Source organism: Bacteroides sp. NSJ-39, from assembly GCF_014287315.1.
GTDB classification, from domain to species: Bacteria; Bacteroidota; Bacteroidia; order Bacteroidales; family Bacteroidaceae; genus Bacteroides; species Bacteroides finegoldii.
In genome coordinates this window covers 62,028-87,226 of the sequence record NZ_JACOOB010000012.1, presented here as the reverse complement: position 1 = coordinate 87,226, position 25,199 = coordinate 62,028, and the positions used below count along the sequence as shown (strand labels likewise).

18 protein-coding genes are annotated in these 25,199 nt (G+C 45.1%); 3 read left to right on the top strand and 15 right to left on the bottom strand.

Annotated features, from left to right (window positions below; translation table 11 throughout):
- Window positions 1–27: 27 nt before the first annotated feature.
- The 7 genes from H8S63_RS13915 to H8S63_RS13885 form a co-directional block, all read right to left on the bottom strand.
- Window positions 28–720, bottom strand: coding sequence for a DUF4827 domain-containing protein (locus H8S63_RS13915; RefSeq protein WP_186927140.1), 693 nt, complete (start codon window positions 718–720; stop codon window positions 28–30).
- A gap of 118 nt (window positions 721–838) precedes the next feature.
- Complete coding sequence (locus tag H8S63_RS13910; RefSeq protein ID WP_186927139.1) at window positions 839–1,876, bottom strand: bifunctional oligoribonuclease/PAP phosphatase NrnA; 1,038 nt, start codon at window positions 1,874–1,876, stop codon at window positions 839–841.
- 46 nt (window positions 1,877–1,922) lie between these two features.
- Complete coding sequence (locus H8S63_RS13905; RefSeq protein ID WP_186927171.1) at window positions 1,923–4,007, bottom strand: ComEC/Rec2 family competence protein; 2,085 nt, start codon at window positions 4,005–4,007, stop codon at window positions 1,923–1,925.
- A gap of 25 nt (window positions 4,008–4,032) precedes the next feature.
- Window positions 4,033–4,683 (bottom strand): ribulose-phosphate 3-epimerase, encoded by a 651-nt coding sequence (gene rpe / locus H8S63_RS13900; RefSeq protein WP_007749283.1) that lies wholly within the window; start codon window positions 4,681–4,683, stop codon window positions 4,033–4,035.
- Window positions 4,684–4,706: 23 nt separating this feature from the next.
- Window positions 4,707–5,675, bottom strand: coding sequence for a methionyl-tRNA formyltransferase (gene fmt / locus H8S63_RS13895; RefSeq protein WP_007749285.1), 969 nt, complete (start codon window positions 5,673–5,675; stop codon window positions 4,707–4,709).
- A gap of 32 nt (window positions 5,676–5,707) precedes the next feature.
- A complete protein-coding gene (locus H8S63_RS13890) occupies window positions 5,708–7,501 on the bottom strand; it encodes a chloride channel protein (RefSeq protein ID WP_186927138.1) in 1,794 nt (597 codons plus the stop codon).
- Window positions 7,502–8,065 carry an L-threonylcarbamoyladenylate synthase gene (locus H8S63_RS13885; RefSeq protein WP_186927137.1) on the bottom strand — a complete coding sequence of 188 codons (564 nt, stop codon included), beginning with the start codon at window positions 8,063–8,065 and terminating at the stop codon, window positions 7,502–7,504.
- A 78-nt stretch (window positions 8,066–8,143) separates the two neighbouring features.
- On the opposite strand from H8S63_RS13885, the gene H8S63_RS13880 reads away from it, so the two are divergent.
- Complete coding sequence (locus tag H8S63_RS13880; protein WP_186927136.1) at window positions 8,144–8,572, top strand: thioesterase family protein; 429 nt, start codon at window positions 8,144–8,146, stop codon at window positions 8,570–8,572.
- A gap of 249 nt (window positions 8,573–8,821) precedes the next feature.
- Here the strand turns inward: H8S63_RS13880 and H8S63_RS13875 are convergent, their stop codons facing one another.
- From H8S63_RS13875 to H8S63_RS13840, 8 genes are all read right to left on the bottom strand, one after another.
- Window positions 8,822–10,237 carry an alkaline phosphatase gene (locus tag H8S63_RS13875; protein WP_186927135.1) on the bottom strand — a complete coding sequence of 472 codons (1,416 nt, stop codon included), beginning with the start codon at window positions 10,235–10,237 and terminating at the stop codon, window positions 8,822–8,824.
- 49 nt (window positions 10,238–10,286) lie between these two features.
- On the bottom strand, window positions 10,287–11,144 hold the full coding sequence (locus tag H8S63_RS13870) for a phosphodiester glycosidase family protein (RefSeq protein WP_172676220.1): 858 nt from the start codon (window positions 11,142–11,144) through the stop codon (window positions 10,287–10,289).
- Window positions 11,145–11,194: 50 nt separating this feature from the next.
- Window positions 11,195–12,625 (bottom strand): BACON domain-containing protein, encoded by a 1,431-nt coding sequence (locus H8S63_RS13865; protein WP_186927134.1) that lies wholly within the window; start codon window positions 12,623–12,625, stop codon window positions 11,195–11,197.
- A 27-nt stretch (window positions 12,626–12,652) separates the two neighbouring features.
- Window positions 12,653–13,585 carry a phosphodiester glycosidase family protein gene (locus H8S63_RS13860; RefSeq protein WP_229102178.1) on the bottom strand — a complete coding sequence of 311 codons (933 nt, stop codon included), beginning with the start codon at window positions 13,583–13,585 and terminating at the stop codon, window positions 12,653–12,655.
- Between the two features lie 37 nt (window positions 13,586–13,622).
- Window positions 13,623–14,891, bottom strand: coding sequence for a RagB/SusD family nutrient uptake outer membrane protein (locus H8S63_RS13855; RefSeq protein ID WP_186927132.1), 1,269 nt, complete (start codon window positions 14,889–14,891; stop codon window positions 13,623–13,625).
- A 15-nt stretch (window positions 14,892–14,906) separates the two neighbouring features.
- Window positions 14,907–18,119, bottom strand: coding sequence for a TonB-dependent receptor (locus H8S63_RS13850; protein WP_186927131.1), 3,213 nt, complete (start codon window positions 18,117–18,119; stop codon window positions 14,907–14,909).
- Between the two features lie 325 nt (window positions 18,120–18,444).
- Complete coding sequence (locus H8S63_RS13845) at window positions 18,445–19,380, bottom strand: FecR family protein (protein ID WP_186927130.1); 936 nt, start codon at window positions 19,378–19,380, stop codon at window positions 18,445–18,447.
- A gap of 90 nt (window positions 19,381–19,470) precedes the next feature.
- The gene (locus H8S63_RS13840; RefSeq protein WP_229102177.1) at window positions 19,471–20,034 is read right to left on the bottom strand and encodes an RNA polymerase sigma-70 factor; all 564 of its coding nucleotides are present in this window, start codon (window positions 20,032–20,034) and stop codon (window positions 19,471–19,473) included.
- Window positions 20,035–20,179: 145 nt separating this feature from the next.
- Here H8S63_RS13840 and H8S63_RS13835 point away from each other — a divergent pair, with 145 nt between their 5' ends.
- Together H8S63_RS13835 and H8S63_RS13830 are read left to right on the top strand one after the other, a co-directional pair.
- On the top strand, window positions 20,180–23,341 hold the full coding sequence (locus tag H8S63_RS13835) for a TonB-dependent receptor (RefSeq protein WP_055278664.1): 3,162 nt from the start codon (window positions 20,180–20,182) through the stop codon (window positions 23,339–23,341).
- Window positions 23,342–23,353: 12 nt separating this feature from the next.
- A complete protein-coding gene (locus H8S63_RS13830; RefSeq protein ID WP_186927129.1) occupies window positions 23,354–25,177 on the top strand; it encodes a RagB/SusD family nutrient uptake outer membrane protein in 1,824 nt (607 codons plus the stop codon).
- Window positions 25,178–25,199: the final 22 nt, after the last annotated feature.

Here is a 25,199-nt window from a genome sequence, read left to right as displayed (position 1 = left end):
TAAAGATTTATTTAAATGTTAGTGTTTCTAGCTTCGTGCTTTACGGAACTCAGTGATATCATAGAAGTAAGGAGTTACGTACTGTTGAGCAGAAGTATGTCCCATCTTTGAAGGAACGATCAGACGCACGTGGGCATTGTCACGCAGGTAGGGCAATGCCAAAAGCCATCCTTGAGGTACGGCCGTACTGGCGTAATAGGACGACCAGACATAGTCCATTTCGATGAATGTACCAGCTGAATAAGTGTCTGTCTTCACATAACGGAATACGGCAGGATAGGCATACAGCTGTGAAGCGTCCATATACTCTTCCATAGGTATATTAAAAGCCGCAAGTTCGCGTGTAGCGATGTTGGTCTCCGCATAACGGGTACAAACGATATTACCGTCTACGAACTTATCTTTTTCTTTGTCCGCGTCCGCATATTCTCCACCATTATCATCACCACGTCCACGGTCTATAATCTGCATATATATTCCCTCGCTGGTGAAAGACACGAATTCATCGTATGCGTCCCCATTCGCTTTCGCTTTCGTCACCGTATCATTCTTTTCGAATTCCTCGACTGAAATCACATGAATCGCACTATCTTTGATGAACTGGCTTACCGCATTCTTCTCATCTTCCAGCATTTCCGCGTATGTCTTCGAATCATCGCACGCCTGGAACAGACTTCCGGCAATCAGCAAAGAGAGAAATAAAAATACAAGTTTCTTCATTATCTGTTATTTAGCTATATTCCGCACAAATGTATCTCAAAATCATTAAAAGTTGAAAGAGCAATGTTGAAAGTTCGTATCTTTTAACCTTTCCATATTCACTTTTAACCTTCCACCTTTAGCTTTTGGCTGTTAATAGAGACTTATATTTCTCAAGCGCTTTCTCGAAAACAGCTTTTGCCTCTTCCATCGTTCCGAAAAATTCACCTCCGGACGCGTTCAAGTGACCGCCACCGTTAAAGAATTCGGCTGCCAACTGATTGCACGGAAAAGTCCCGACCGAACGGAGGGAAATTTTAATCATCGGTTTCTCTGTATCTTCCCGCAAAAAGCAGGAAAAGCGAACGTTCTTAATGCTGAGAGGGATATTGACAAAGCCTTCACTATCTCCTTTTATATAGTGGAACTTGCTTTGTTCGGCTTTCGTCAGTGTAATTAAAGCCGAGTTACAATCCGAATAGACGGTCATGTTCGACAAGACATATCCCATCAGCCGCAAACGGCTCTCGGAATAGGTGTTGTACACCTTACGATAAATATCGTCTTTATCAATGCCTTTGGAAAGGAGTTCGCTGATAATGAAGTAGATCTCCCGATTGTTGGAATTATAGGTAAAACCACCCGTATCGGTCATCATGCCCGTATAGATACACTCGGCACCCTCTTTAGAAATCTCGTCGAAATAGCCCATCCGGCAAATAAGGCGGAACACCAGTTCGGAAGTAGAAGAGATCTTCGGGTAGGACATCGTTATCTTACAAAAGTCTTCAGGATACAAATGATGGTCTATCAGTATCTTACGCGCAGGAGAAGCAGCTACGGCATCCGCCATATCTTCGATGCGTTTCAGCGCGTTGAAGTCCAGGCAACAGATAACATCGGCCTCAGCAAGCAGTTTATCCGCAAACTCTTTATAGCGGTCATACAAAAGAATGTCCTTACTGCCCGGCATCCACTTGAGGAAATCGGGAAATGCATTAGGCACAATTACGTTCACTGTCTTTTCCTGAGAATCCAAGAAATGATATAATCCCAGTGATGAACCGATTGCATCACCGTCAGGAGATACATGAGATACTATTACTATTTTGTCAGCTCGCTCAAACCATTTAGTAAAATGGTCTATTTTAGCTTGTTCTATTACTTTCGTCAACATACTTTTTTTCTTTATCAAGGTGCAAATGTACGATAATTCTTTGTACTTAGAGCAAAAAGCGGACAGAACCTTCTTCCGATAAGGAGATAAAACGTAAACCGTATTCCTTGCATTCCTCCTTAAAACAGTCTCTACGATACTCTGAGAGGGAGGCATCGAAGATGATACAACCGGGAAGAAAGAATTTGGTAAGTTCTTTCAATCGGCCGTCATAGCCTTTGCATAAGTAAAGATAATCAATATATAACGTGGGAGTCGTCGATTTGTTCCGCAACGTCTGCCAATGATTATCGTTTACAATACAGATATTACATCCATGAAATGATACAAGTTGCCGTTGTCGGGAAAATACGTCAGTCCGACAGTCGGAGGTGATTTCCGTCGGCGGTAAAAGATGCCGGCGTTTCCAGTAGTTGGCTGTCACACGTTCCAATGCTTTTTTGTTCGGTAACGTGTCCGCATAACTTATCCAGGAATCTCCACTGCTTTCTATGCAATGAACCACCGGACAACCCCGTACATTATAAAAGGCCAAACCTCTCTGCGGACGGTCTATCCAAACCATCGTAACATGATAAATACTTAATAAAAGAACGGAAAGAAGACAGAATAACAGGTTTCTAAGCCGCCTATGCAAACAGTAACAGACTGCTCCGAACAGGAAAACATAGATACCGCAAACTTCCAATTGATAAAGCCAGATTCCATCGACAGACGAGCAAGGAAGTTGCTCCACCCATCTCACAAAGAGGTTCAATCCCTCCAACAGTTTTCTGACACCTACCACTGCCCATATCTGAAGCCAAGGAAAAGGAGTCAGAAGAAGCATGAAAATAGCGGCATACAGGATAATAGTAATCAAAGGAATGACCAACAGATTCGTCAAAAGAAAGTGTACGGAGAATCGGGAGAAGTAAAACATGACAAGCGGAGCAGTTCCTATCTGTGCGGCAATAGATACGCTCATCAGTCCCCAGACGGACTTCCCCACTCTGTTTCTTACAGTAAACAGGCAATAAACCGGCCTCTGAATCAATAAAATGGAGGCAACCGCAAGGAAGGAAAGCTGAAAGCCGACATCAAACAGTCCTGCCGGATTACAAAGCAGCATAAGCCATGCTGTCATAGCTAGTGTATTCAAGGAGAATGGTTGACGGCCGAATACATCTGCCAATGCCAGGATGGAGAACATGGTGACCGAACGGACTACTGAGGGAGAAAGTCCCGTAAAAAAGGCGAAAGCCCATAATAAGACTAAAAGAGACACGGAACGGACACATCTGCCGGTCCGCCCTTTTCGGGCAACAGGTCGTAGAATAAAGAAAAGAAAAGCATACAGAAGTCCGATGTGTAACCCGGATAGAGCTAGAATATGACTCGCGCCGGCTATCGAATAGCTTTCGCGAACAGATTCGCTTAATTCAGTCTTATCACCAATGGTCAAAGCAGACAGCACGGCTAGTTCATCTCCGGTAAAGCCTAATTGACGGTAAAGAGCTATCACTTTCTCACGGTAAGAATCGGCCAGACACCGAAGACGCAAATGAATCGCTCCGTTTGTCTGTACGGAACGCAGTGTTATCCATTTTCCGGCAGCAACATAACCCGTCCCACTAATACCTCTTCGCATCAAGTAGCGGGCATAATCAAACTCATCGAAGTTCTTCTGATTAGCAGGTGGGGAAATGCGTGTAGAAACCAACAATTCATCCCCGCTCTTCAAGCAGGCGGCAGCTGAATCCTGTTTCAGATAGAGTATCGCTTTTCGCTCTACCGGATGACTACCGATAGAATCGTAATATTCTTTCACAAGTACCCTGCAGAGCGATGTACGCTCCCTTGGTTGTGGAGTATCCGTTATCAGAGCCCGATAAATTACGTCATCGTCAGGAAAGGTATATTGTGTTTGCCGCAGCTGCCAAGTTATTCCCGTCCATCCGCCCGCGAAACACAGGACTGTCAGGACTGCTCCGAAACACCAACGCTGCGAATAATGCTCACAGAAATGAAAGAGAAAAGCCAAGATTAACAGGAAGATGGAAGCCGATACTCCCCAAAGAACATCCATCGAACAGTCGAAAAAGCGTTCTCCACAAAAAACGCCTGCTATCCAGGGGATAACCAGGCGCATATAAGGATATTGATGGATACAATAATTACAAGTCATGTAATTGATGAATCATCGCCTCCGGATCCGGTGCTGCAAAGACGGCATTACCTGCCACCAACGCATCGGCTCCCGCCTCAACCAGTCGGGCTCCTGTTTCCAAGTTTACACCACCGTCTACTTCAATCAGCGCTTTCGATCCTGTCCGTTCAATCAGAGCACGCAGCTCACGGACTTTCTCAACCGAATGTTCGATAAACTTCTGTCCGCCAAATCCCGGATTCACGCTCATGACAAGCACCATATACACATCCCGGATAATATCTTGCAGCAGAGCTACCGGAGTAGCAGGATTGATGGTTACGGCAGGCTGCATCCCCGCTTCCCGGATTTGCTGTATCACCCGATGCAAATGCGGACAAGCCTCATAATGCACATTCATCGTATGAGCGCCCAACGCCTTTACTTCAGGGATGAATTTTTCCGGATTAACAATCATCAGATGCACATCCAACGGTTTCTTACTCAACTTCGCTACATACTTCAATACCGGAAAGCCGAATGAAATGTTCGGGACAAAGACCCCGTCCATTATATCAATATGTACCCACTCCGCTTCACTGCGGTTTATCATTTCAATATCTTTCGCCAATTGTCCGAAATCGGCAGAAAGAATGGAAGGAGCAATAATCGGTTTCATAATTCTTCTATATTTAAGGTTTATCACTTCATCTTACAGCCGTCCGCCAAACGGTATCCACGAAGCAACTCATCTGTTTTCAAACGTTTCTTGCCGGGAAGCTGCAAGGAAAGAATGGATACAAACCCATCCGGCACGGCAACCTTTATATATTTCTTGCCATCCGTCACAACCGTTCCCGCAGAGAGCTGATGTGATTCGTACATCTTTTCAGTCTCGAAGATTTTCACCACTACCGCTTCATTTTCAGAAGCGACCAGTTCACTCCAAGCGGCGGGATAAGGCGATAATCCACGAATAAAGTCGTACACCTTCTTCACCGGTTGATTCCAATCAATCCGGCAAGTATCTTTGAATATCTTCGGAGCCGGACGGAGTTCACCGACAACCGCCATTTCTTCTTGAGGAATCGGTTTTACCGTTCCATTCAATATAGCATCTACCGTTTCAAGAACCAGTTCCCCTCCCAACATCATCAATTTGTCATGTACCACTTCCACATTGTCTGTATCCGCAATAGGCACACGTACCTGCTGAATAACCTCTCCCGTATCAATCTCATGTTTCAGGAAAAACGTAGTGATTCCTGTCTCCGTGTCACCATTGATCACCGCCCAATTGATAGGAGCAGCTCCACGATATTGAGGAAGCAGAGAAGCATGAAGGTTAAACGTACCCAGTCGCGGCATATTCCAGACCACCTCCGGCAACATCCGGAAAGCAACCACAATCTGCAAGTCGGCTTTCCATTCGCGCAAGGCCTCCACAAAAGCCTCATCTTTCAACTTCTCAGGCTGAAGCAACGGTAAGTTCCGCTCCAACGCATATTGCTTGACCGGAGAATACTGTATTTTATGTCCGCGTCCGGCAGGCTTGTCAGGCATCGTGATCACACCCACTACATTATAACCGCCTTCCACCAACTGACGCAAGGCCTCTACCGCAAAATCGGGAGTACCCATATATACTATTCTTAAGTCTTCTTTCTTCATAATCCAACTATGTTATCATTAAAACGCAAAGTCTAGTCTTCCGAGAAATGTACCAGCACCTGCCGATATGAGTTAAATATCTTCGATTTAGAGACAAAGCCCTCATAGCGTCCCTCCTCGTCCACCACCGGAAGATTCCAGGCTTTCGTATCGTCAAACGTCTGCATTACCTGTTCCATTCCGTCCGTATCGAATATCTTGGCAGGTGCGGATGTCATCAATTTGTTAACAGTGAAACGATGATAAAGTTCTTGTCGGAACATGATGTTACGGATGTCATCGAGCAGGACAATACCCAACAGTTCACCCGTTTTTTTATCCGTTACCGGGAACACATTCCGATGGGAAGCGGCAATCGCTTTCACCAGCTCACCCAAATCCATCTCCGGATGTACAACTACAAAATCCTTCTCCACCACATTCTCCATCTTCATCAATGTCAACACAGCCTTGTCTTTGTGATGCGTAATCAGCTGCCCCTTCTTTGCCAGACGCATGGAATATATACTATGAGGCTCAAATGCGATAATCGTCAGGTATGAGCTAACGGATACAATCATCAGCGGAAGGAACAAATCGTATCCACCCGTCAGTTCGGCTATCAGGAATACTCCCGTCAGAGGAGCGTGCATGACACCGCTCATGACTCCCGCCATTCCCATCAAAGCAAAATTCTTCTCCGGCAAATAAGCGGAGAAAGTAAAGTCATTACTGAAATGGGAAAAGACGAATCCGGCGATACACCCTAAATAAAGCGAAGGGGCAAAGATACCACCGCAACCGCCACCGCCATTCGTCGCGCTAGAGGCAAATACTTTCAACAGAATGATCAACATCAGATAGACCAGCAGCAGATTGCCATAACCATAAAACATGGAGTTGTTCATCACCGTATCCCATTCGGCTGTAGAAGTTCCGTTCAGCAACAGCTCAATCGTATCGTATCCTTCACCGTAGAGAGGCGGGAAAAGGAAAATCAACACACTCAACATCACACCGCCGAAAGCAAGTTTCTTATAGGGATTATTGAGCTTACCGAACACGCCCTCCACCGAATTCATGGCACGTGTGAAATAAAGCGAAACCAAACCACAAAAGATACCCAGCAGGATGACATAAGGAATACGTTCCAATTCGAACGCCTGATCGAGGTGGAATTTAAACATAGCCTCCGTACCGGTAGTAATATAGGAAACGGTAGCTGCCGTGACCGCAGAAATCAGCAACGGAAGCAGGGACGACATGGTAAGGTCAATCATCAGAACTTCCAATGTAAATACCAATCCCGCAATCGGTGCTTTAAAGATACCGGCAACCGCACCCGCCGCACCACAACCTACGAGCAACATCAACGTACGGTGCTCCATCTTGAACACACTTCCCAGATTGGAGCCGATGGCGGAACCTGTCAAGACGATAGGCGCCTCCGCTCCAACCGACCCACCAAAACCGATGGTTATCGCACTGGCAATGGTAGACGACCAGATATTATGTCGTTTGATGCGTCCCTGTCGGCGGGAAATGGCATACAGAATCTTTGTGACTCCATGGCTGATATCGTCTTTAACAATGTTGCGTACAAACCATCCTGCCAGGAAAATTCCGACTACCGGATATACCAGATACAAATAGTTAGCTTGGGTCACGTTGAAATTATCGGTCAGGAAATTCTGTATCTGATGGATAAAGAATTTCAATATTAATGCGGCAAACGCTGTAAAGATACCGACCAAAAAACTTAATATAAGGATAAACTGCTTTTCCTTTATATTCGCTTCCCGCCACTTGATACAACGCTGTAATAAACTCAATTTTTCTTCTTTCATTTATTCGCGAATTATCTTAATCACTCCACCTTTGTCCAACTTAATAATGCTTGAGGGTTTCGGCCGACTCATATCCTCTTGACGGAAACCGACGATATAGTCCACCGCCGACTTGATTTCATCGCTGATCTCACTAAAATTCGCAGCTCCGGGCTGACCGCTCACATTGGCCGATGTGGAGACAATCGCTTTGCGGAATTGCTGGCAGAGCCTTCGGGAAAATTCTTCGTTTGTAACACGGATTCCCACACTGCCGTCTTCCGCCAACAGGTTCGTCGCTAAATTGCGCGCACCGGAATATATAATCGTCAACGGCTTGTCGGCAACTTCAATCAAGTCCCACGCTACAGCCGGTACATCCTGTACATAAAAATCCACCTTCACAGGACTGTCCACCAACACCAGCATAGCCTTGCTATCAGCACGTTTCTTAATCTCATACACACGGCGTACAGCCTCTTCATTAGTAGCGTCGCAGCCTATTCCCCATACGGTATCGGTAGGATAAAGAATCACTCCTCCTTCATTCATCACCTGACAGGCTTTTTTAATATCTTCTATCATTTCTTGATTAATTTCTGTTGAGAATAACACGCAAAAATAGTACTTTTGCGCCAAATTCAAAAAGATTAAGTGAAAACAATGGAAGAAATCGTATTTCACCACACTCTGCCTATCCAGTTGCGCTTCAATGACGTAGACAAATTCGGGCACGTCAACAATACTGTTTATTTCTCTTTTTATGATTTGGGAAAGACTGAATACTTCGCTTCAGTATGTCCGGGAGTCGATTGGGAAAAGATGGGAATTGTCGTCGTTCACATCGAAGCGGACTTCGTCAAACAAATCTTCGCCTCAGACCACATCGCTGTGCAAACGGCTGTTTCCCAAATAGGTACGAAAAGCTTTCATCTCACCCAACGGGTCATTGACACCACAACGAATGAAATAAAATGTATCTGTAAGTCCGTCATGGTGACTTTCGACCTCGAAAAGCATGAATCCATCCCCTTGACAAAAGAGTGGATAGAGGCGATATGCAAGTATGAGGGACGGGATTTGCGAAAATGAGCCCAAGCATTACAAAGGCAAACATCTGTTGATAATACTATCAAAATTACTGCCCCACTATTGCTTTTCACCAATTAATTTTGTATCTTTAGGACTCACGTCCGTTTGAAAATAGGTAGTCACCTTATAGAATGACATTTGTCACTTTATAAGGTGACTATTGTCATTCTACAAAGTGACCATTGTCCCCTTGTAAGGTGACGACTACCCGGCTACATAAAACCCCACTCTTTTTCGCACAGCAAGACCTTATTCTTCCCACTGCTTGAGGTTAAACAGCCGCCTCAAGATATTCGCCATATCCGTGTTATCTCTTCTGCCCGAATACAAATGAGCCTGTTTCCCTACAACATACAGAGGAACCGGAGCGCCTGTATGAGATTTGGTAGTCCACCCGATTGAGGCTTTTTTATCTAGCAAGGCGACCGCAGCCACCGCCAATGGCTCATCTTTAGCATAGAGGCTCACTATATCTTTTGATTTCTTCTTCAAGAAAGACTGCTCATAGCATATCAACAGTTCCAACTCTTCATGTGGGGTAATCGTAATCTGTTCCCAAAAGCCCAGTTTCTTCTTCAGAAAAGATTTCATCTCTTCCCAAGAAGGAACGGCTTCGGCAATTTTCATTTTCCGCATAGCATTAGTCAAAGCCCCTTGCGAACACTGCTGGTATTTCAGCAATTCGATATTCAAGTTTGTACCAGAATTCCCCAATCCTAAACCTCCGGTTTCATGGTCAGCAGTTACAAGAATCAAGGTTTCATCGGGATGTTTCTTGTAGAATTCATAAGCCAGACGGATACATTGGTCAAAGTCGATAGTTTCCGTAACAACCGTAGCCGCATCATGGGCATGAGCTGCCCAATCTATCTTGCCACCCTCTACCATCATAAAGAAACCTTTCTTCGCAGTTTCCGCAAAGTTATCCAAACAGGCTTTTGTCAAATCAGGCAAGCCCAAGTCTTTCTCAGACCGATCCAATGCATATTTCAAGCTTCCACTAACCGTATCTGTAGGAAATAGGAGCACTTTGTCTTTCACATGACTACGATTATAAGCGTCCATCCCCCGATACATAGTGTATCCTTTCTGGCAAAACAAATCATAGAGACAAGGAGCTGACGCATTACGCTTATTTCGAGGTTGAAGCAGCCCTGCCCCTCCGAAAAAATCGAAACCGGAGTTTGCCGCATCCACTCCTATTTCGTAATACATCGAACGATCCGGTTGGGAAGCATAAAAGCCGCCGGGGGTAGCATGATCAATGGATGCAGAAGTGATGATCCCTATTTTATAGCCTTTACCTTTCAGTTGACGTGCAAGAGACTTCAAGCCATATTGTTTCTTTGCATCCATTCCTATTACATAATTAGTCGTCTTTTCTCCCGTCGCCAAAGCTGTGGCAGCCGCCGAAGAGCAAGTTATCAAGTGAGAGGCCGACCGTGTGCACACTTGTGTCATCACGGGAAAAGTAGGGAACAGTAGTGAACGCTCACCGGTATCTGTACCGACTTTCTCCGCATATATCTGCGAAGCTTCCACATGATTGAACCCCATCCCGTCACCGATAAATAAAAATATGTATTTCGGCGCCTGCGCTCCGTATGCCAATGTAGCGCAGACTAGCAGTAGCCCGAACAAAACAGGCCTCATAGGTCTTGTCATCCTGTCTTTCATTTTATATCTATATTAAAAAAGGTTAGTCATAAATATGTTAGTCGTGAATATAAAGGATATTAGGTACCGTACGTTCTCCACGATGGTCGAAACGCTTATTGTCGCAGGGGTAGTTAACGATTCCATTATCCGGTGCACCGGACAACCAAAGAGTAGTAGAACCTCCTCCATCAAGATTGATCGCATCTTTGCCTCCCAGGATTCGGATCAGATGCGCCAATTCCGGGATACTTACCCCTCCGGCATGTTTCGGGAAACGTCCGTCTACGGTTATGAATAGTATCTTTCCGTCTTTGGTAAGGGCTACCGCACTACGGGGATGTTTAGTCCGGATAAAGTCTTTCTCGCATAAACTCCAATCGCAATAGCGACCGTCTTTCAACATCAACGGCCCGGAGGCCAATACGATACCTTTTTTCCCTTTATATTGCTTTTCTATCTGTCTATTCCAAGAGATTATCTTCATTTTTCCCTTGCGGATACTAACGGCTCCGGTGACACGTCTCGCAAACTCACCCAAAGTAGTGGTATCTACCACCTGGCGGTCTACTTTAAGGAAACAGACCGAGTTTCCTCGCTTCATATCAAAGTAAGAACCGTTTATAGCTGCGATAGCGCCCTGTTCCGAAGCCATTTTACTTGTTTCTCTCATCTTATCCGAGACGGTTACACCGACTTTCAATCCTGCACCGGGATCAATTTCTATCAGGCTGATAGATTGGGGGACCTGATATAATTGAGGAATGGAAACATACTTATGGATAATCCCTTTTTGGGGACTTTCTATCTTCCATTGCGCAGATACGATTGCCAGCGAATCCGATACAGTTTGCCCTTTTACTATTCCCAAAGAGCATACAGCCAAGACAATGCCGAGTAACAAGTTTCTTTTCATCATAAACAGATTAATAAATGTGTTAAGTATAATAAATCAATTAAGTTATTTTATTCAGTGAGGTTATTGCCTTTCAATATCCAGTCCTTTTTTTGAGTAGCATACTGCGACCAAGCTTTGATATCCGAAGGAATTTGCCCGCTCAACTGGTTATCATTTACTCTAAATATCCCTTTAGAACCACTCTTCTCGATCACAATTCCATATCCATAAGGGATACTTCCATTGAATCCATTGTCATAGACCATAAATTCCATCAAGTTTTTCCAAGTAGTCGGTTTATTACTGCCATCTAACGGAATCACCGGAAGAGAGCCACTCAGATCATTACAATATGCTTTAATCGTGACAATGCCCGGAATCTTAATCAACGGATCCAGATTTCCGCTAAAAGAATTTTCAAATCCGGCGGGAGTTGCTGTCGGATGATTGGATATATTAAAGCTGGTCAATAATTGACATTCCCCCAAAGACTCCGGCAAACTGCCACCCGCCGCTGATTCAATAATCCACAAATTTGTCAATTGAGACAAATGTCCTATCTCTTCCGGAATACCTGTTATCTTTTGACGCTTGAACTTCAGCACTTTCAGTTCCGACAATTCACATAACGGAGTGATATCTCCCACAATGTTATTCGGTTCTTGAATATCAATCTGTACCACTCTCCCATTCTCAAATTTCACACCCGGCCAATGAGTCGCATTCGTTTCCAAAGGAGCGTCAAAGTTCCACTTCTTCACCCAATTATCTCCGTTCGCCCCCTCATAGAACATCCTCAAATAATCAATATCTTCCAACGATTTCTTGTCCTGAGTAATGGTCAGCATATCGGTTACCCCGTTCGAGCCCTTCAAATACAGATAAGCGGTGCGGCCGTCTTCCACATCATCTTTATAAGGATCGATTTTAAGTTTCAGTTCCGATTCGTTCACAACACCGGGAGTGATCGGCTCACCATCGGTTATGTGTATCCAATCGCAGCCTTCCGACAATTCATACGTATAAGCAACCATCGTAGCAAAAGGAATCACTTCTTCTTCGCTCCCCTTAGCTCCCACTTTCAACGTACGCTTCTTCAAGGCAATGCCAATACCTTCCTGCACCACCTTCAACTTTGTTTCAGCACCTTCCACGATCCAAGCGGATATTTCGGCTTCACGAGAGGCCACATCCGTATTCTTGGTCACCGACATTTTGAAGCTTCCGGATTTCAGTCCATTAGAGGTCAGCAAGTTAATCCATGCCGCAGAAGTCTTCACCCTCCAAGGGAGATTCGATTCGATATCCACTGTATATTCCTTTTCATCCAAAGGCAAATTCAATGCCTCATCCACAAATTTCAAGTCCGGTTCCGGCAGAGTCATACCCGTATCATCCGTAAAATCCTGACAACCCGACAAACCTATCAGCAAAGACAAAAGCCCGATTCTTCCGATACAGCTTTGTCCGCACAAAGATAGTATTCTATTTAGTATCATATATTCAGCTATTTAAAATTCAAACAATCAATTATCAGTCACAACCAGCAGTCCGTTTGCCACTTCCCTTTCTACTCCACCATTATCATAAGGCCAGTTGCGTATGGCAAAACGCCCGTCCTCAAATCCGGCAATCTTACGGATGATAAAAGTAGAAGAACCTCCTCCGTCGAGATTGATAGCGTTCTTTGCTCCTAACGCCTTCATCACCGCACCCATTTCAGCATATCTCATTCCGTTGGAGTACCAGAAGTTACGCCCGTCGGCAACGAGGATATAGACCACATTATCATCCGTCACTCCGATAGCGGTTCTCGGTTCCAATGCGGTTACCGTCTGAGGAAGCACATTCCCGTTTGTCATCAGACGCACACGCCCTCCCACAGCTTCCTGAATATTCTCTTTGTACGAATCATATTCATCATACGAGCCGATGATCGCTCTCTTGTTTTTCGTAATGGCGAAGAAAGTACAAACGTTATCAGTCATCGTACCTTTCAGACAAGTACCATTCCGGTAGTAGATTCCTTGCGGTGTTCCATCCTTTGCAAAGAAATCACCGTTCACGGCAGCCAATACCCTGCTGCCGGACTTATCATATGCCAAAGCCTGCAATGTCATTTGCTGCTTGGTCTTCAATTTACCCTCCTCATTGGGAGAAGACGCCTTCATCGTCAGATGTGCCTCTTTCAAGTCTACCTCCAATACAAACATTTTCACAGCCAGTCCTGTCGAAGAAAGGATTTTCATCTCAAGAGCCTGTACACCGGGAGCTAGCGTGTAAGTGGAATCCGAGAAGTATTGTCCGACGTATCCATCACTTCCGGCAATTATTTTCTGTCCCAGTTCCGTCTTCGCACCCTCCGTCGAGAATACGGTCAAATCTTCATCATTGTTGCAAGCCGTCCACAAGAGACAACCCAAAAGCAGAAGAACGGAATCATATATCAGTTTTTTCATCATTTTATCTCTTTAAAGTAAGTATAAACAATAGGTATCAATATCCGGGATTCGGTTCCAGATTCGGGTTGGAAATCATTTCTTTTCCCGGAATAGGTAACACGTGCTGATAATCTTTCAGTCCGAGTGTCGTTTTCGCCATATTCGTACGTATGAGGTCATAGTACCTGAAACCCTCCGCCAACAATTCCTTCCGACGTTCGTCCAGCACACATTGCAGAAATTCGTCCTTGTCTTTCGGATCCACACCTTCCAGCCCGCGTTCTTTCCGCAAGTCATTCAAGCGTCCCAGTCCTTTTGGGAATCCTTGCGCTTCCGCACTGATGAGGTACATTTCCGCCAAACGGCTCATTACTACCGGATCGGTCCCGGTCTGCCCGCTCGGATACTTGTTGATACAAGGTTCGGCGCCCACATTGATAATGGAAACGTCCTTACGTTTGTCCTTATCATCATACATATTCATCACCTCATTGGTAGGCCGATAGACATAACTGCCGTGATTGGGATGCGCATAGGTATAAAATAAGGTAGAGATAGTAATATTCGATTCTTCCGCCAAACACTGGAAAGAGAAGATGACCTCCGTATTGGACTTTCCACGAAATATCTTATCAAAACTGTCCAGCTTGTATTTGCCGTCTGTTATCAACCCCTCCGCCAGAGTAGCCGCCTCCGTCAAGTTTCCACGTTCCAACATCACACGGGCTTTCAATGCCAAAGCCGCGTCACGGGACACATAATAATAGCTGGACGATGTGCCGAGAAAGGCAAGTGCCGTCTGCAGTTCTTCTTCGATAAAGCTCCATACCGCCTCTTCCGAATCGCGGAAAGGCTTTTCCATCGTATTCACTTTCTGAATAGGGACACCACCCCAACGAGTCACCAGTGCATGATAAATGTATGCCCTGAAATAATGCGCTTCGCCGATAATCAGATTCCGCAGTTCCGATTCAGGGAGAGATTCGACGATAGAAAGTACATTATTCACCTGATAAAGAGCATTATAATATCCATTCCAACTATTGGATACGATTGAATTCAACAAAGAGAGCACTGAGTTGATCAAGTCCTTCGCATTCCCAGTGCTTTGCGTCAAGTCACCGCCCAATATATCAAAAGTAATGTAAGATTCCCTCGTTGGAGAGTTCTGTACCTTATTGTACATTCCCATACGCAAAGCGGAGAGATCTTGGGGAGTCACGCTTCCCGGCGATACTGCGGAATGAGACTCAATATCCAGCATACCGCTACACGAAGTCAGCAACAGGCAACCGATAAATATATATATAATCTTTTTCATCATTGTGAGCATTTATGATTAGAAACTAAGGTTTATTCCGAAATTGACCGAACGGGAAGGCGGCACTCCGTAAAGATCGACTCCGAAGTACTGCGGATCCATATTCTTACTCACCTCAGGATCCCAACCGGAGTACTTGGAAAACAACAGTAAGTTATCCCCCTGAACGTGCAGACGAAGTCCTTTCATCCGGATCTTCTGCAACATCACTTGCGGGAAAGTGTAACTGAATGTCAACGAACGCAGTCGGATAAAAGAGCCGTCCTCCAAAAAACGGGTGGAGTTTTTGCTATTATGTCCACAAAGCGTATTAACCGCACGAGGATATTTGTTCGAGCTTCCCGGAGCAGTCCAGCGATTTTTTGCCGCATCCTCCGTGATGGCCATACGATATCCCGGGCGGGTAGCCGTCACCGCCCATTCGGCATATACATCGTTGCCATACATGTAGGTAAAGAACACATCCAATTGGAAACCTTTATATTTGAAAGTATTGTTCCATCCGCCAAAGAAATCGGGATTGGAAGAACCAGTAAGCACCCGGTCGCTATCATTAATGATACCGTTATTATCCACATCATGATATTTCACATCACCGGCACGTACCCCCAAGTCATACAACGGCTGCGGCACTTCGCCGTCATATTGGTAAATACCGTCCATTTGGAACAGATAGAACGCTCCGAGTTCCTCACCCACCTTCAAGGCACGGTTCGAGCCTATCGGGAGCAGGTCATCTCCCAACAACTTAGTCAGTTTGTTCTTATTGTGGGAAATATTGAAAGAAGAAGTCCAATTCACTTTTCCCAGATTCATGTGTCCGTTGATAGAAAACTCCACGCCATAATTGCGCATCGAACCGATATTGTTAGTGATACTAGTGAAACCACTTGTTCCGTGCAGAGGCATCGAATACAGCAGATTGTTCGTATTCTTCAGATAAACGTCCGCAATCATATTCAACTTTCCGTTCCAGAAACCAAGGTCGAAACCAAAGTCGTATTGGTCGGCGGTCTCCCATGTCAGTGTGTTATTTCCCATACTGGTGACAGCCATACCGCTATTATTTCCGTAGTTGATACCTCCAGACATCAGCGGCTGCCATGCATAATTGCCGATACCATCCTGATTACCCGTCTTACCGTAACTCAAACGGAACTTCAAATCTGTCCGGTCAAATTTCCAGAAAGGTTCTTTTGAGACATTCCATCCTAAAGAAACAGAAGGGAAGTATCCATAACGGTCCGAAGGAGCAAAACGGGAAGAGCCATCCGTACGCATCGTCATATTCAGGATGTAACGGTCCAAATAAGAGAGACTGATACGTCCGAAGTAGGATTCCATAGCAAATTCCGACAGACCGCCCGAAGCGTCATAAATCTCGGAAGCAGTGCCCACCGTATCAAACACCGGAGAAGGAAAGCCGCGACCATCGATGGAGGAAGTACGCGTAGACATCTTCTGGAACGAGTGTCCCAACATCAAGCCGACTTCAAAGTCACCGAACTTATCATTATAATTGAAGATATTCTCTATCAATATGTTCTTTACCAGACGATTGTACTCAACGATACGTCCGCCACCGGCTCCATACGGATGGTTCTCATTATAATAAACATAGTCATACGTATATCCGATATCGGTACTGACGGAGTTTTTCAAGCTGAATTTCTTATATTTCAGGTCAGCGTTGAATGTACCCAGATAACGGTACGTGTCAATATAGGACACTTCCTCGTTCAATATCTGAAGCGGATTGTGACGCGTCAGCTCGTCGGTTCCTCCCAAATAATAGTCACCGTTCGGCTTGTACGGACGGTCGAAAGGACGCTGTTCCACAGCACGGGCCACGATAGTAGAACCGATATTGGCACCCGGCACCCGGTTATTTTTCAAATAATTGCCACTAACATTGGCGCCGACTTCCAACCATGAAGTCATTTCATGACTGATTTTCGCCTTCAAGTTGATTTTGGTTATATCGTTCGTTTTGATAATACCCTCCTGATAATTGTAATTCGCTCCAACGTAAAACTTCGTTTTCTTGCTGCCACCGGAGAAAGACAGGTCTACATTATAAGAATGCCCTACCTGAGTAATCAGATCCAACCAGTCCGTATCCGGCATTCCCTGAAAAGGATTTGAGATAGGAACGACATAACCGGAAGTCCCTACGGTATATCCGTTCTGACGATTGTAGCGTTCCACTCCGTCATTATAGGTCTCTACGTACAAGTCGGAATCCGCATATTTGATACGTCCTTTATTGGCAAATTTAGAGATACCCGTACTGACATTCAAACGAATGTCCGAACGGCCTTCCTTACCGGATTTGGTCGTTATCACAACTACACCGTTGGTAGCCCGGGATCCGTAGATAGCGGCAGAAGCCGCATCTTTCAGAACCTCGATGGATTCGATATCTGTCAGATTCAACACTGCCATCGAACTTAGATTCTCTCCCATGTTAAATAGAGAAGCGTTGCTGTTGAGAATAGGTATCCCGTCCACTACATAAAGCGGTTCATTGCTGGCGCTCAATGAGGCGGCTCCACGAATACTCATCCGTTCGGAACTTCCCAAGTTGCCGGAACCTGTCGATACCGTAACCCCCGCTACTCGTCCCTGTAACAGTTCGCTCGGGCTAAGCACCGGACGCATATTCGATTCTGTCGGTTTGAAGGAGCTGATAGCATTAGTTACCAATGCCTTGCGCTGTGTTCCGTAGCCTACCACAACTACTTCATTCAATGCTTTTGAATCTTCACTCAACGTGACATTGATGTTCTGTTGCGCTTTCACCGGATATTCCATACTCTTATATCCCAAAAAAGAAAAGACCAATGTTGCATGCTCGGGCACTTCAAGGCTATATTTACCGTTTATATCGGTAATGGTACCGATCGTAGTACCCTTCACGGTCACATTACATCCCACAACAACTTCACCGGAAGTTTCCTTCACGAGTCCGGTTATTCTTTTCTTGTGTTGTGTGGGAGTCCGTCCCTCCACTTGCTTCTTCGTAAGAATGATGTGCTTTCCTTCCATCGTGTAGGAGAACTCCGTACCTTTCAACGCATCCATCAACAGACTTGCCACCGTCCCGTTCGGAGTGGAAATAGCCACTTTGCGTTTCAGGCTAACCTCACGTTCGTTGTAAATAAACAAATAGTCCGTTTGCTTTTCAATCTGTCTGATAATCTCAGCCAGTGTTGCGATTCCTTTATTCATTCTAACCTTCTGATTTTGCGAATAACTATTCACGGAATACGCCTCAAAAATGATGAATAACAGGAAAAAGACAGTCAACCTCATAATTCTTAAAATTTGAGTACAGTGTGTTTTTCTATGGGCAATACACCCACACCAAAGATTATTTTTCATATCTTTGCTTCGAGTTATTAAGTTAATACATAAAGATTTGTAACAGGTGCGAGTCTTTCTTGTTGACTTCTCACATATCGGTAAGTGTTGCAGCACTTACCGATATTTCTGTTCTGGACGGGCCGGTTCTCTAGCTCTCATTTTCGGTGTTTTTTTAGATTAAATACTAGGGTTAATAGATAATTATCTGATTGTTCTCTTCATCCAAAGTATAGTCGAAGCCGACATACTTCTGCAATACCTTTACCACGTGCTCTATCCCTTCTTTCTGACGGAATTTACCCGTACACGGACGGGAGGCAATTTCAATGTTCTTATTGATAATCCGCACTTCATAATATTGCTCCAGTTTCTTGAATACAGCTTCCAACGGTTCATTCTTGAAAGAATAAACACCTATCCTCCACAAGAAAGCATGATCTGACGTAAAGGTTTCCTTACAAAGTTTTCCATCTATCGTCTCTACCTTCTCATTAGGTTGCAGCATGACTTCATGCTGTGTATCGGGCTGATACACGGTAACCTTACCTTCTATCAAAGAGGTTTCAAACAGGTCAGAATCCGGATAAGCGGAAACATTGAACGTGGTTCCCAACACTCTGACGTTATATTTCTCCGTTTCAACAATAAAAGGATGTTTCTCATCACGCGCTACCTCAAAATACCCCTCTCCCTCCAAAATCACTTTCCTCTCTTTGGAGTGGAATCCGGCAGCCGGATATTTTAAAATGGAGTTCGAGTTCAACCAAACGGTTGTTCCATCAGCCAGAACCAGACTGGCTCTTTGCCCTGCGGGAACAGTCATCACCTGCATCTCTGTAGAATGTTCCAACCGGTACTCCTGATATTCTTTATGAAGAATAAAGGCAAGCATAGCAACAACAGCGGCTATCTTTATGGAGGTCCGGAGATAATGAGTCACGGTCTTTTTCTTTCCCGGTTTTTCTTCCTTCAGATTAGCATTCCAGACAGTCGCATCATAGATATGGCGTAGTTGCATCAACTGCTCACGGTGTTCTTCGCTCTCTTTCAGCCAACGTACCACTTCCTTCTTTTCTTCGGGAAGTACATCACCGGCAATATATTTATTTAATAGTTTCGTGTCCATACGGTTTTGAATTAAAATATCAGCAGTTTTCCGCCTTACATATATAAGACACTCCACTCACGAAGTTCACTAGTGGAAAAATGAAAAAAGTTAGAAAAAGAGGAAAGAGGAAAGGTAATCCTTGAGACTTTTCCTCAAGGCTTGGAGCGCTTTCCCAATATGGTAATCCGCTCCTTTCACCGTAACATCCAATAATCCGGCAATCTCCTTCACCGATTTATTCTGATACCGGCTCATCATAAATGCCTTTCTTGTCTTTTCGGGCAGTTCTCCCAAAGTACGATTTACAATCTCAACGATTTCTTCTGAAAAGAGCCGGTTCGGATCGGAAGAATCCAACGAAGCAATACGGAAATCGAGCTCATAAAGTTCATCCGCCAATATGCTTTCACGGGCTTCCATCCGTAAGTGTTCATTGCGCAGATGGTTTAAGGCCTGATTTTTCACTACGGTCATCAGGAAAGAACGGACATTTTTCACCTCTTCCGTCTTCATCGTGGTCCATAAGGTAATCATTGCTTCGGAGGCTATGTCTTTGGATAGCATTTCATCTTGAAGATAAGATTTGGCAAACAAAAAGCAGCGTTGATAATACTCTAGATAGATATCATCAAATGGCATACTAGTGTTTATTGTATTATCCAGTCTTCTCATTTTAGCAGTTTCTCATCTATTCAGCTTTTCGTTAACGAAACAAAGATAGATAAAAGAAGCTAGCTTCCAAAAAAAATCTTTTGATTCCCCTACCCATTTCGAACCCCATAACTGTTAATGTTACAAATCAATTAATTTAATCACCATGAAAAACTATGCATCAAAAGGCAAACGAATCGGATTGTTACTGGCTATGCTATTCATAACATCTTGGATGTTTGCTCAAGTTACCGTAACCGGTAATGTTCGGGATGAGAGAGACGAAGGGGCCATCGGTGCCACAGTCTTACTTGTCGGTAGTCAGAAAGGAGCCATTACAGACTCCGAAGGTAATTTCAAGTTAAGTGTACCGAACGCCCAAACGGCAGTATTACAAATTTCTTATGTCGGCTACGAGACGCAGACAATCCCTCTCAAAGGAAAAACCAGAATCAGAGTTATCCTAAAGGAAGAGGCCAACGCGTTGAATGAAGTAATGGTAGTAGCCTACGGAACTCAAAAGAAAGAGACTCTGACGGGAGCTATCTCTTCTGTCAAAACGGATGTCTTGCTCCGCTCTCCCAATGCAAGCATCGCTACGTCTCTTGCCGGACAAATCACCGGCCTTTCTTCCGTCGCCACAAGCGGACAACCGGGCAAGGAAGACCCGGCAATCTACATTCGCGGAGTAGGTTCATTGACAGAAAGTGCTTCGGCTCCGCTCATATTGGTAGACGGAGTAGAACGTTCCTTTTTCCAGATGGACCCCAATGAGATAGAAAGTGTGACCGTCCTGAAAGACGCTTCCGCTACGGCTGTATTCGGGGTACGTGGTGCCAATGGTGTAATCCTGGTTACCACCCGCCGAGGAGAGGAAGGAAAAGCCAAGATATCCATTTCTTCCTCTGTCGGTATCCAACAACCCACACGGATTCTGGAAATGGCGGACAGTTACACCTACGCCCAACTCTTTAATGAGATGAATGATAACGACAAAAAGCCGAAGCACGCTTTCGACGAATATACATTGGAACGTTTCCGACTCGGTGACGACCCGATCATGTATCCCAACGTGAATTGGCGGAAGTATATCATGAAGAGTTCTTCTATCCAAACCCAGCATAACCTTAACATAAGTGGCGGAACAGAACGTGTCCGTTACTTTATCTCTATGGGATTCTTATGGCAGGACGGACTTTTCCGGCAATATAAGGAACTGGACTACAATAACAACTTTAACTATACCCGTTACAATTATCGGGGAAACCTTGATTTGGACATTACCAAAAGCACTTTATTGAAAGTTGGACTCGGCGGTATCGTCGGTATCACCCACGAGCCTAATGACAATAATTATGAATATGGTCTCTTCTCGCTCATCAACATGGCACAACCTTTCAACAGTCCGGGAATCATAGACGGAAAGCTCGTCACCATCAATCCGGGAAAGTATGAAGGTATCTTGATGAACAATAATGCATTGGCACGCTATTACGGACAAGGATACGACAGGAATACCAGCAATACCATGAATATGGACTTGTCATTGACACAGAAGCTGGACTTTATTACAAAAGGATTATCCGTAGAGGTTAAAGGTGCCTATAATACTTCTTACTCTTTCCTGCAGCAGCGTCACGGTTCTGTCGAATCGTACACTCCTTACTACCAATCGGAACTGGAGAATCCCGATTTGGATATCAAAGATCCTGCTTATAACAAAACCATCGTTTACCGGGTAGACGGACAGAACAAACGGCTGGGCTATGCCGAAAAGACCTATCGGGGGCGCAATTGGTATTTTGAAGCGAGTCTTCGTTACAATCGGAAATTCGGCGACCATAATGTAGGCGGATTATTGCTCTACAACCAGAATAAAAGATACTACCCTTCCGAGTTCACGGACGTTCCGACGGCATACGTCGGTTTGGTAGGCCGACTGACCTACGATTACAAAACCCGGTATATCGCGGAATTTGACTTCGGATACAACGGTTCCGAAAACTTTGCCCCCGACAAGCGGTTTGGTGCCTTCCCGGCCGGTTCTGTCGGATATGTACTTTCAGAAGAACCGTTCATGAAAAAACAAAAGGTAGTGGATTATTTAAAACTGCGTGCTTCCGTCGGTTTGGTGGGGAACGATAATATGAACGACAACCGTTTCCTCTACCTGCCTAACGGATGGACAGTTGACCAACTGGGCAATGTCGACAATTGGGGAGCGTACCAGCACGGATACAACTTCGGGTACAACAACAGTAACACGATGTTCGGAGCTATCGAAAGCCGTATCGGCAACCCGAACGTCAGTTGGGAGACAGCTTTAAAACACAATTACGGTATCGATGTCAACTTTCTGAACAATCGTCTGAAAGTGAGTGCCGACCTTTTCTTCGAGAATCGGAAAGACATTCTGATCAAGCGGAAGACCATTCCCATCTTCACTGATCTGAACAGTAACATCATGCCTGTGGTCAACATGGGACAGGTGAAAAACCATGGATACGAAGTCGATATAAAATGGGAAGACCGGATTAAAGGAGACTTCCATTATTATATCAATGCCAATGTATCTTACAGTAAAAACAAGATTATCTTTCAGGACGAGATAGAGCCGAACGAAACTTACCTATGGCGTACCGGTCAACCGGTAGGAAGTATCTTCGGATACGTGGCCGACGGATTCTACGGTGAAGAGGACTTCACGAAAGAAGGAGCATTAAAAGACGGGCTGCCCGTCCCCGACGCAGATGTACAACCGGGTGACATCAAATACAAAGACTTGAATAACGACCACGTCATCAATGAAGATGATCAATGCAAAATCGGTCATCCTACACGTCCGTCCTATACTTTCGGTCTGAATTACGGAGCCGACTACAAAGGGTTCTTCTTCAGCATGAACTGGACAGGAGCCGCCGAGCGTTCACTTCTGTTGGAAGAGTTCTTCCGGATACCTTTCGGAATCAATTCCAACAATGCGTTGATGCAATTCCATGCCGACAACCGATGGACTCCCGAGACAGCTGAAACCGCTACTGTGCCCCGATTTGCAACGAAGACTATGACTCACAACAGCAAGACTTCTTCGCTATGGGTAAAGAACGGTAACTATCTCAAGCTGAAGACCGTCACACTAGGGTATAACTTCCGCAACGTGGCTGCCCTGAAAAGAATCGGTATCTCCGAACTTGCCATCAAACTAAGCGGTTACAACTTGCTCACATTCGATAAGTTCAAGATTATGGACCCGGAATGTACGCCGGGACTGACCGACTCATACCCTATCAACAAGATCTATAATCTCGGAGTCAACATCACCTTTTAAAACATCAATATCATGAAACGAAGGAATATATTACATACCGGCATGGCAGCCATGCTACTGCTTTCTGTCAGTGCATGCGAGGACTTCAAGTTCGGCAATGACTTTCTCGACAAGCCCATTACAACCGATGTCACTATCGACACCGTATTTTCACGCAAAGTATATGCCGAACAAGCGTTAGCGGAAATCTACCGTTCCTTGCCCGACTTTCTCCCCACAGGCGGAAGACTATCTTGGGCGACACTAGAGTGTATGACCGATCTCGGTGACACTTCCAAACCCGGCGGTATACGTGCTTATCATGCAGGAGACGTCAATGCCTCCTCCGTAGGTTCTCTGCCCTACCGTCTGGATGTACCGCCTGCTGAGGATGGCCCTACCGTAGGCATGGCACCCATGACGGGCATACGCAAAGCCTATATCTTTCTGGAGAATATCGACCGTGTGCCGGACATGACAGACCGTGAAAAAACGATACGCAAGGCGGAAGCTAAAGCCATCATCGCCTTCCACTACGTCCAAATGTTGCGTTACTACGGTGGAATGCCATGGGTAGACCGCTCTTACCGCCCGGATGAAGAGATAAAATTCACCCGTATGACTGTGGAAGAGACCGTACAAAAGACCCTCGAACTAATGAAAGAAGCCGTACAGGTTTTACCATGGAACGTTTCTGCGTCCGACGAAGGACGAATGACAGCGGCAGCCGTTCTCGGTCTGAAATCGAGAATGCTCCAATTTGTAGCAAGCCCTCTATTCAATAACAAAGACCCTTTCATGAGTGGGGAAGCGGCCGACAAGCATTATGTGTGGTATGGCAACTTCGACAAGACTCGTTGGCAAAATGCTTTGGATGCCGGACTGGAATTTCTGCGCGCCAATAAGGAAAACAACGAATATTATAAACTCGTCAACACGGGAAACCCCAGAGAAGACTTTATCTCCGCCTATTTCGACCGTTACAATGGCGAGGTACTGCTTGCCTCTCATCGTTGGGTTACTTACAATGTATGGGGAAATGCTTTCAACGAACTCATTTATGGTATGGGTGGCGCCACCTCCAACTATGCGGATATGTTCGAAATGGCCGACGGAACTCCTTTCAACTGGGATGATTTCGCTTTAGGAGAACCGAATAAGTATGCCAATCCTTTCTTTGACGAGCATAACAATCCGATCCGGGATATCCGCCTGTATGAAACCCTTTTCGTCAACGGCGACCGTTTCAGAGGACGTACTCTGGAAATATACAAAGGCGGACGGGAACAATGTGACGGATATTCGGACGAACTGGCCAGAGCCACTTACAACGGTTACGGTATGCGCAAATTCCTGCGAGACCGGAGTACGGAAGTCGGCGGCAAATTCTACTCCTGCCCGCTTATCCGCCTTCCGGAAATCTACCTGAATATAGCGGAAGCCATGAACGAACTGGGGAAAGCAACAGAGAAAGACGAATTCGGGCGAGATGCTTATGATTATGTCAATCTGGTTCGCGAACGGGTAAAAATGCCAGCATTGACCAATCAGAAAGTAGCTTCCGGACTGCCTTTGAGAGAAGCCATCCTCCACGAGCGTGCCGTAGAGATGGGATTTGAAGAGGTACGTTATTTTGACCTGGTACGTTGGAAACGTTCCGACCTATTCAAAACCGACATCGAACGCCTTGTTATCACCAGAAATGAAGATGGAAGCTTCGATTATGTAAGGGATAACAAGATAGCCAACCCTCGCGGCTGGATAAAACGGTGGACAGACCGCTACTTCCTCATTCCTATTCCATTGGATGAAATCAACAAGAAGTACGGACTCGTACAGAATCCGGGATGGGAATAAACAATCAACAAAAGACTAATTA

What these genes read in the sequence shown, in the direction of transcription:
- H8S63_RS13915 (WP_186927140.1), bottom strand. Translation starts at nt 720, where the DNA reads ATGAAGAAACTTGTATTTTTATTTCTCTCTTTGCTGATTGCCGGAAGT.
- H8S63_RS13910 (WP_186927139.1), bottom strand. Translation starts at nt 1,876, where the DNA reads ATGTTGACGAAAGTAATAGAACAAGCTAAAATAGACCATTTTACTAAA.
- H8S63_RS13905 (WP_186927171.1), bottom strand. Translation starts at nt 4,007, where the DNA reads ATGCGCCTGGTTATCCCCTGGATAGCAGGCGTTTTTTGTGGAGAACGC.
- rpe (WP_007749283.1), bottom strand. Translation starts at nt 4,683, where the DNA reads ATGAAACCGATTATTGCTCCTTCCATTCTTTCTGCCGATTTCGGACAA.
- fmt (WP_007749285.1), bottom strand. Translation starts at nt 5,675, where the DNA reads ATGAAGAAAGAAGACTTAAGAATAGTATATATGGGTACTCCCGATTTT.
- H8S63_RS13890 (WP_186927138.1), bottom strand. Translation starts at nt 7,501, where the DNA reads ATGAAAGAAGAAAAATTGAGTTTATTACAGCGTTGTATCAAGTGGCGG.
- H8S63_RS13885 (WP_186927137.1), bottom strand. Translation starts at nt 8,065, where the DNA reads ATGATAGAAGATATTAAAAAAGCCTGTCAGGTGATGAATGAAGGAGGA.
- H8S63_RS13880 (WP_186927136.1), top strand. Translation starts at nt 8,144, where the DNA reads ATGGAAGAAATCGTATTTCACCACACTCTGCCTATCCAGTTGCGCTTC.
- H8S63_RS13875 (WP_186927135.1), bottom strand. Translation starts at nt 10,237, where the DNA reads ATGACAAGACCTATGAGGCCTGTTTTGTTCGGGCTACTGCTAGTCTGC.
- H8S63_RS13870 (WP_172676220.1), bottom strand. Translation starts at nt 11,144, where the DNA reads ATGAAAAGAAACTTGTTACTCGGCATTGTCTTGGCTGTATGCTCTTTG.
- H8S63_RS13865 (WP_186927134.1), bottom strand. Translation starts at nt 12,625, where the DNA reads ATGATACTAAATAGAATACTATCTTTGTGCGGACAAAGCTGTATCGGA.
- H8S63_RS13860 (WP_229102178.1), bottom strand. Translation starts at nt 13,585, where the DNA reads ATGAAAAAACTGATATATGATTCCGTTCTTCTGCTTTTGGGTTGTCTC.
- H8S63_RS13855 (WP_186927132.1), bottom strand. Translation starts at nt 14,891, where the DNA reads ATGATGAAAAAGATTATATATATATTTATCGGTTGCCTGTTGCTGACT.
- H8S63_RS13850 (WP_186927131.1), bottom strand. Translation starts at nt 18,119, where the DNA reads ATGAATAAAGGAATCGCAACACTGGCTGAGATTATCAGACAGATTGAA.
- H8S63_RS13845 (WP_186927130.1), bottom strand. Translation starts at nt 19,380, where the DNA reads ATGGACACGAAACTATTAAATAAATATATTGCCGGTGATGTACTTCCC.
- H8S63_RS13840 (WP_229102177.1), bottom strand. Translation starts at nt 20,034, where the DNA reads ATGAGAAGACTGGATAATACAATAAACACTAGTATGCCATTTGATGAT.
- H8S63_RS13835 (WP_055278664.1), top strand. Translation starts at nt 20,180, where the DNA reads ATGAAAAACTATGCATCAAAAGGCAAACGAATCGGATTGTTACTGGCT.
- H8S63_RS13830 (WP_186927129.1), top strand. Translation starts at nt 23,354, where the DNA reads ATGAAACGAAGGAATATATTACATACCGGCATGGCAGCCATGCTACTG.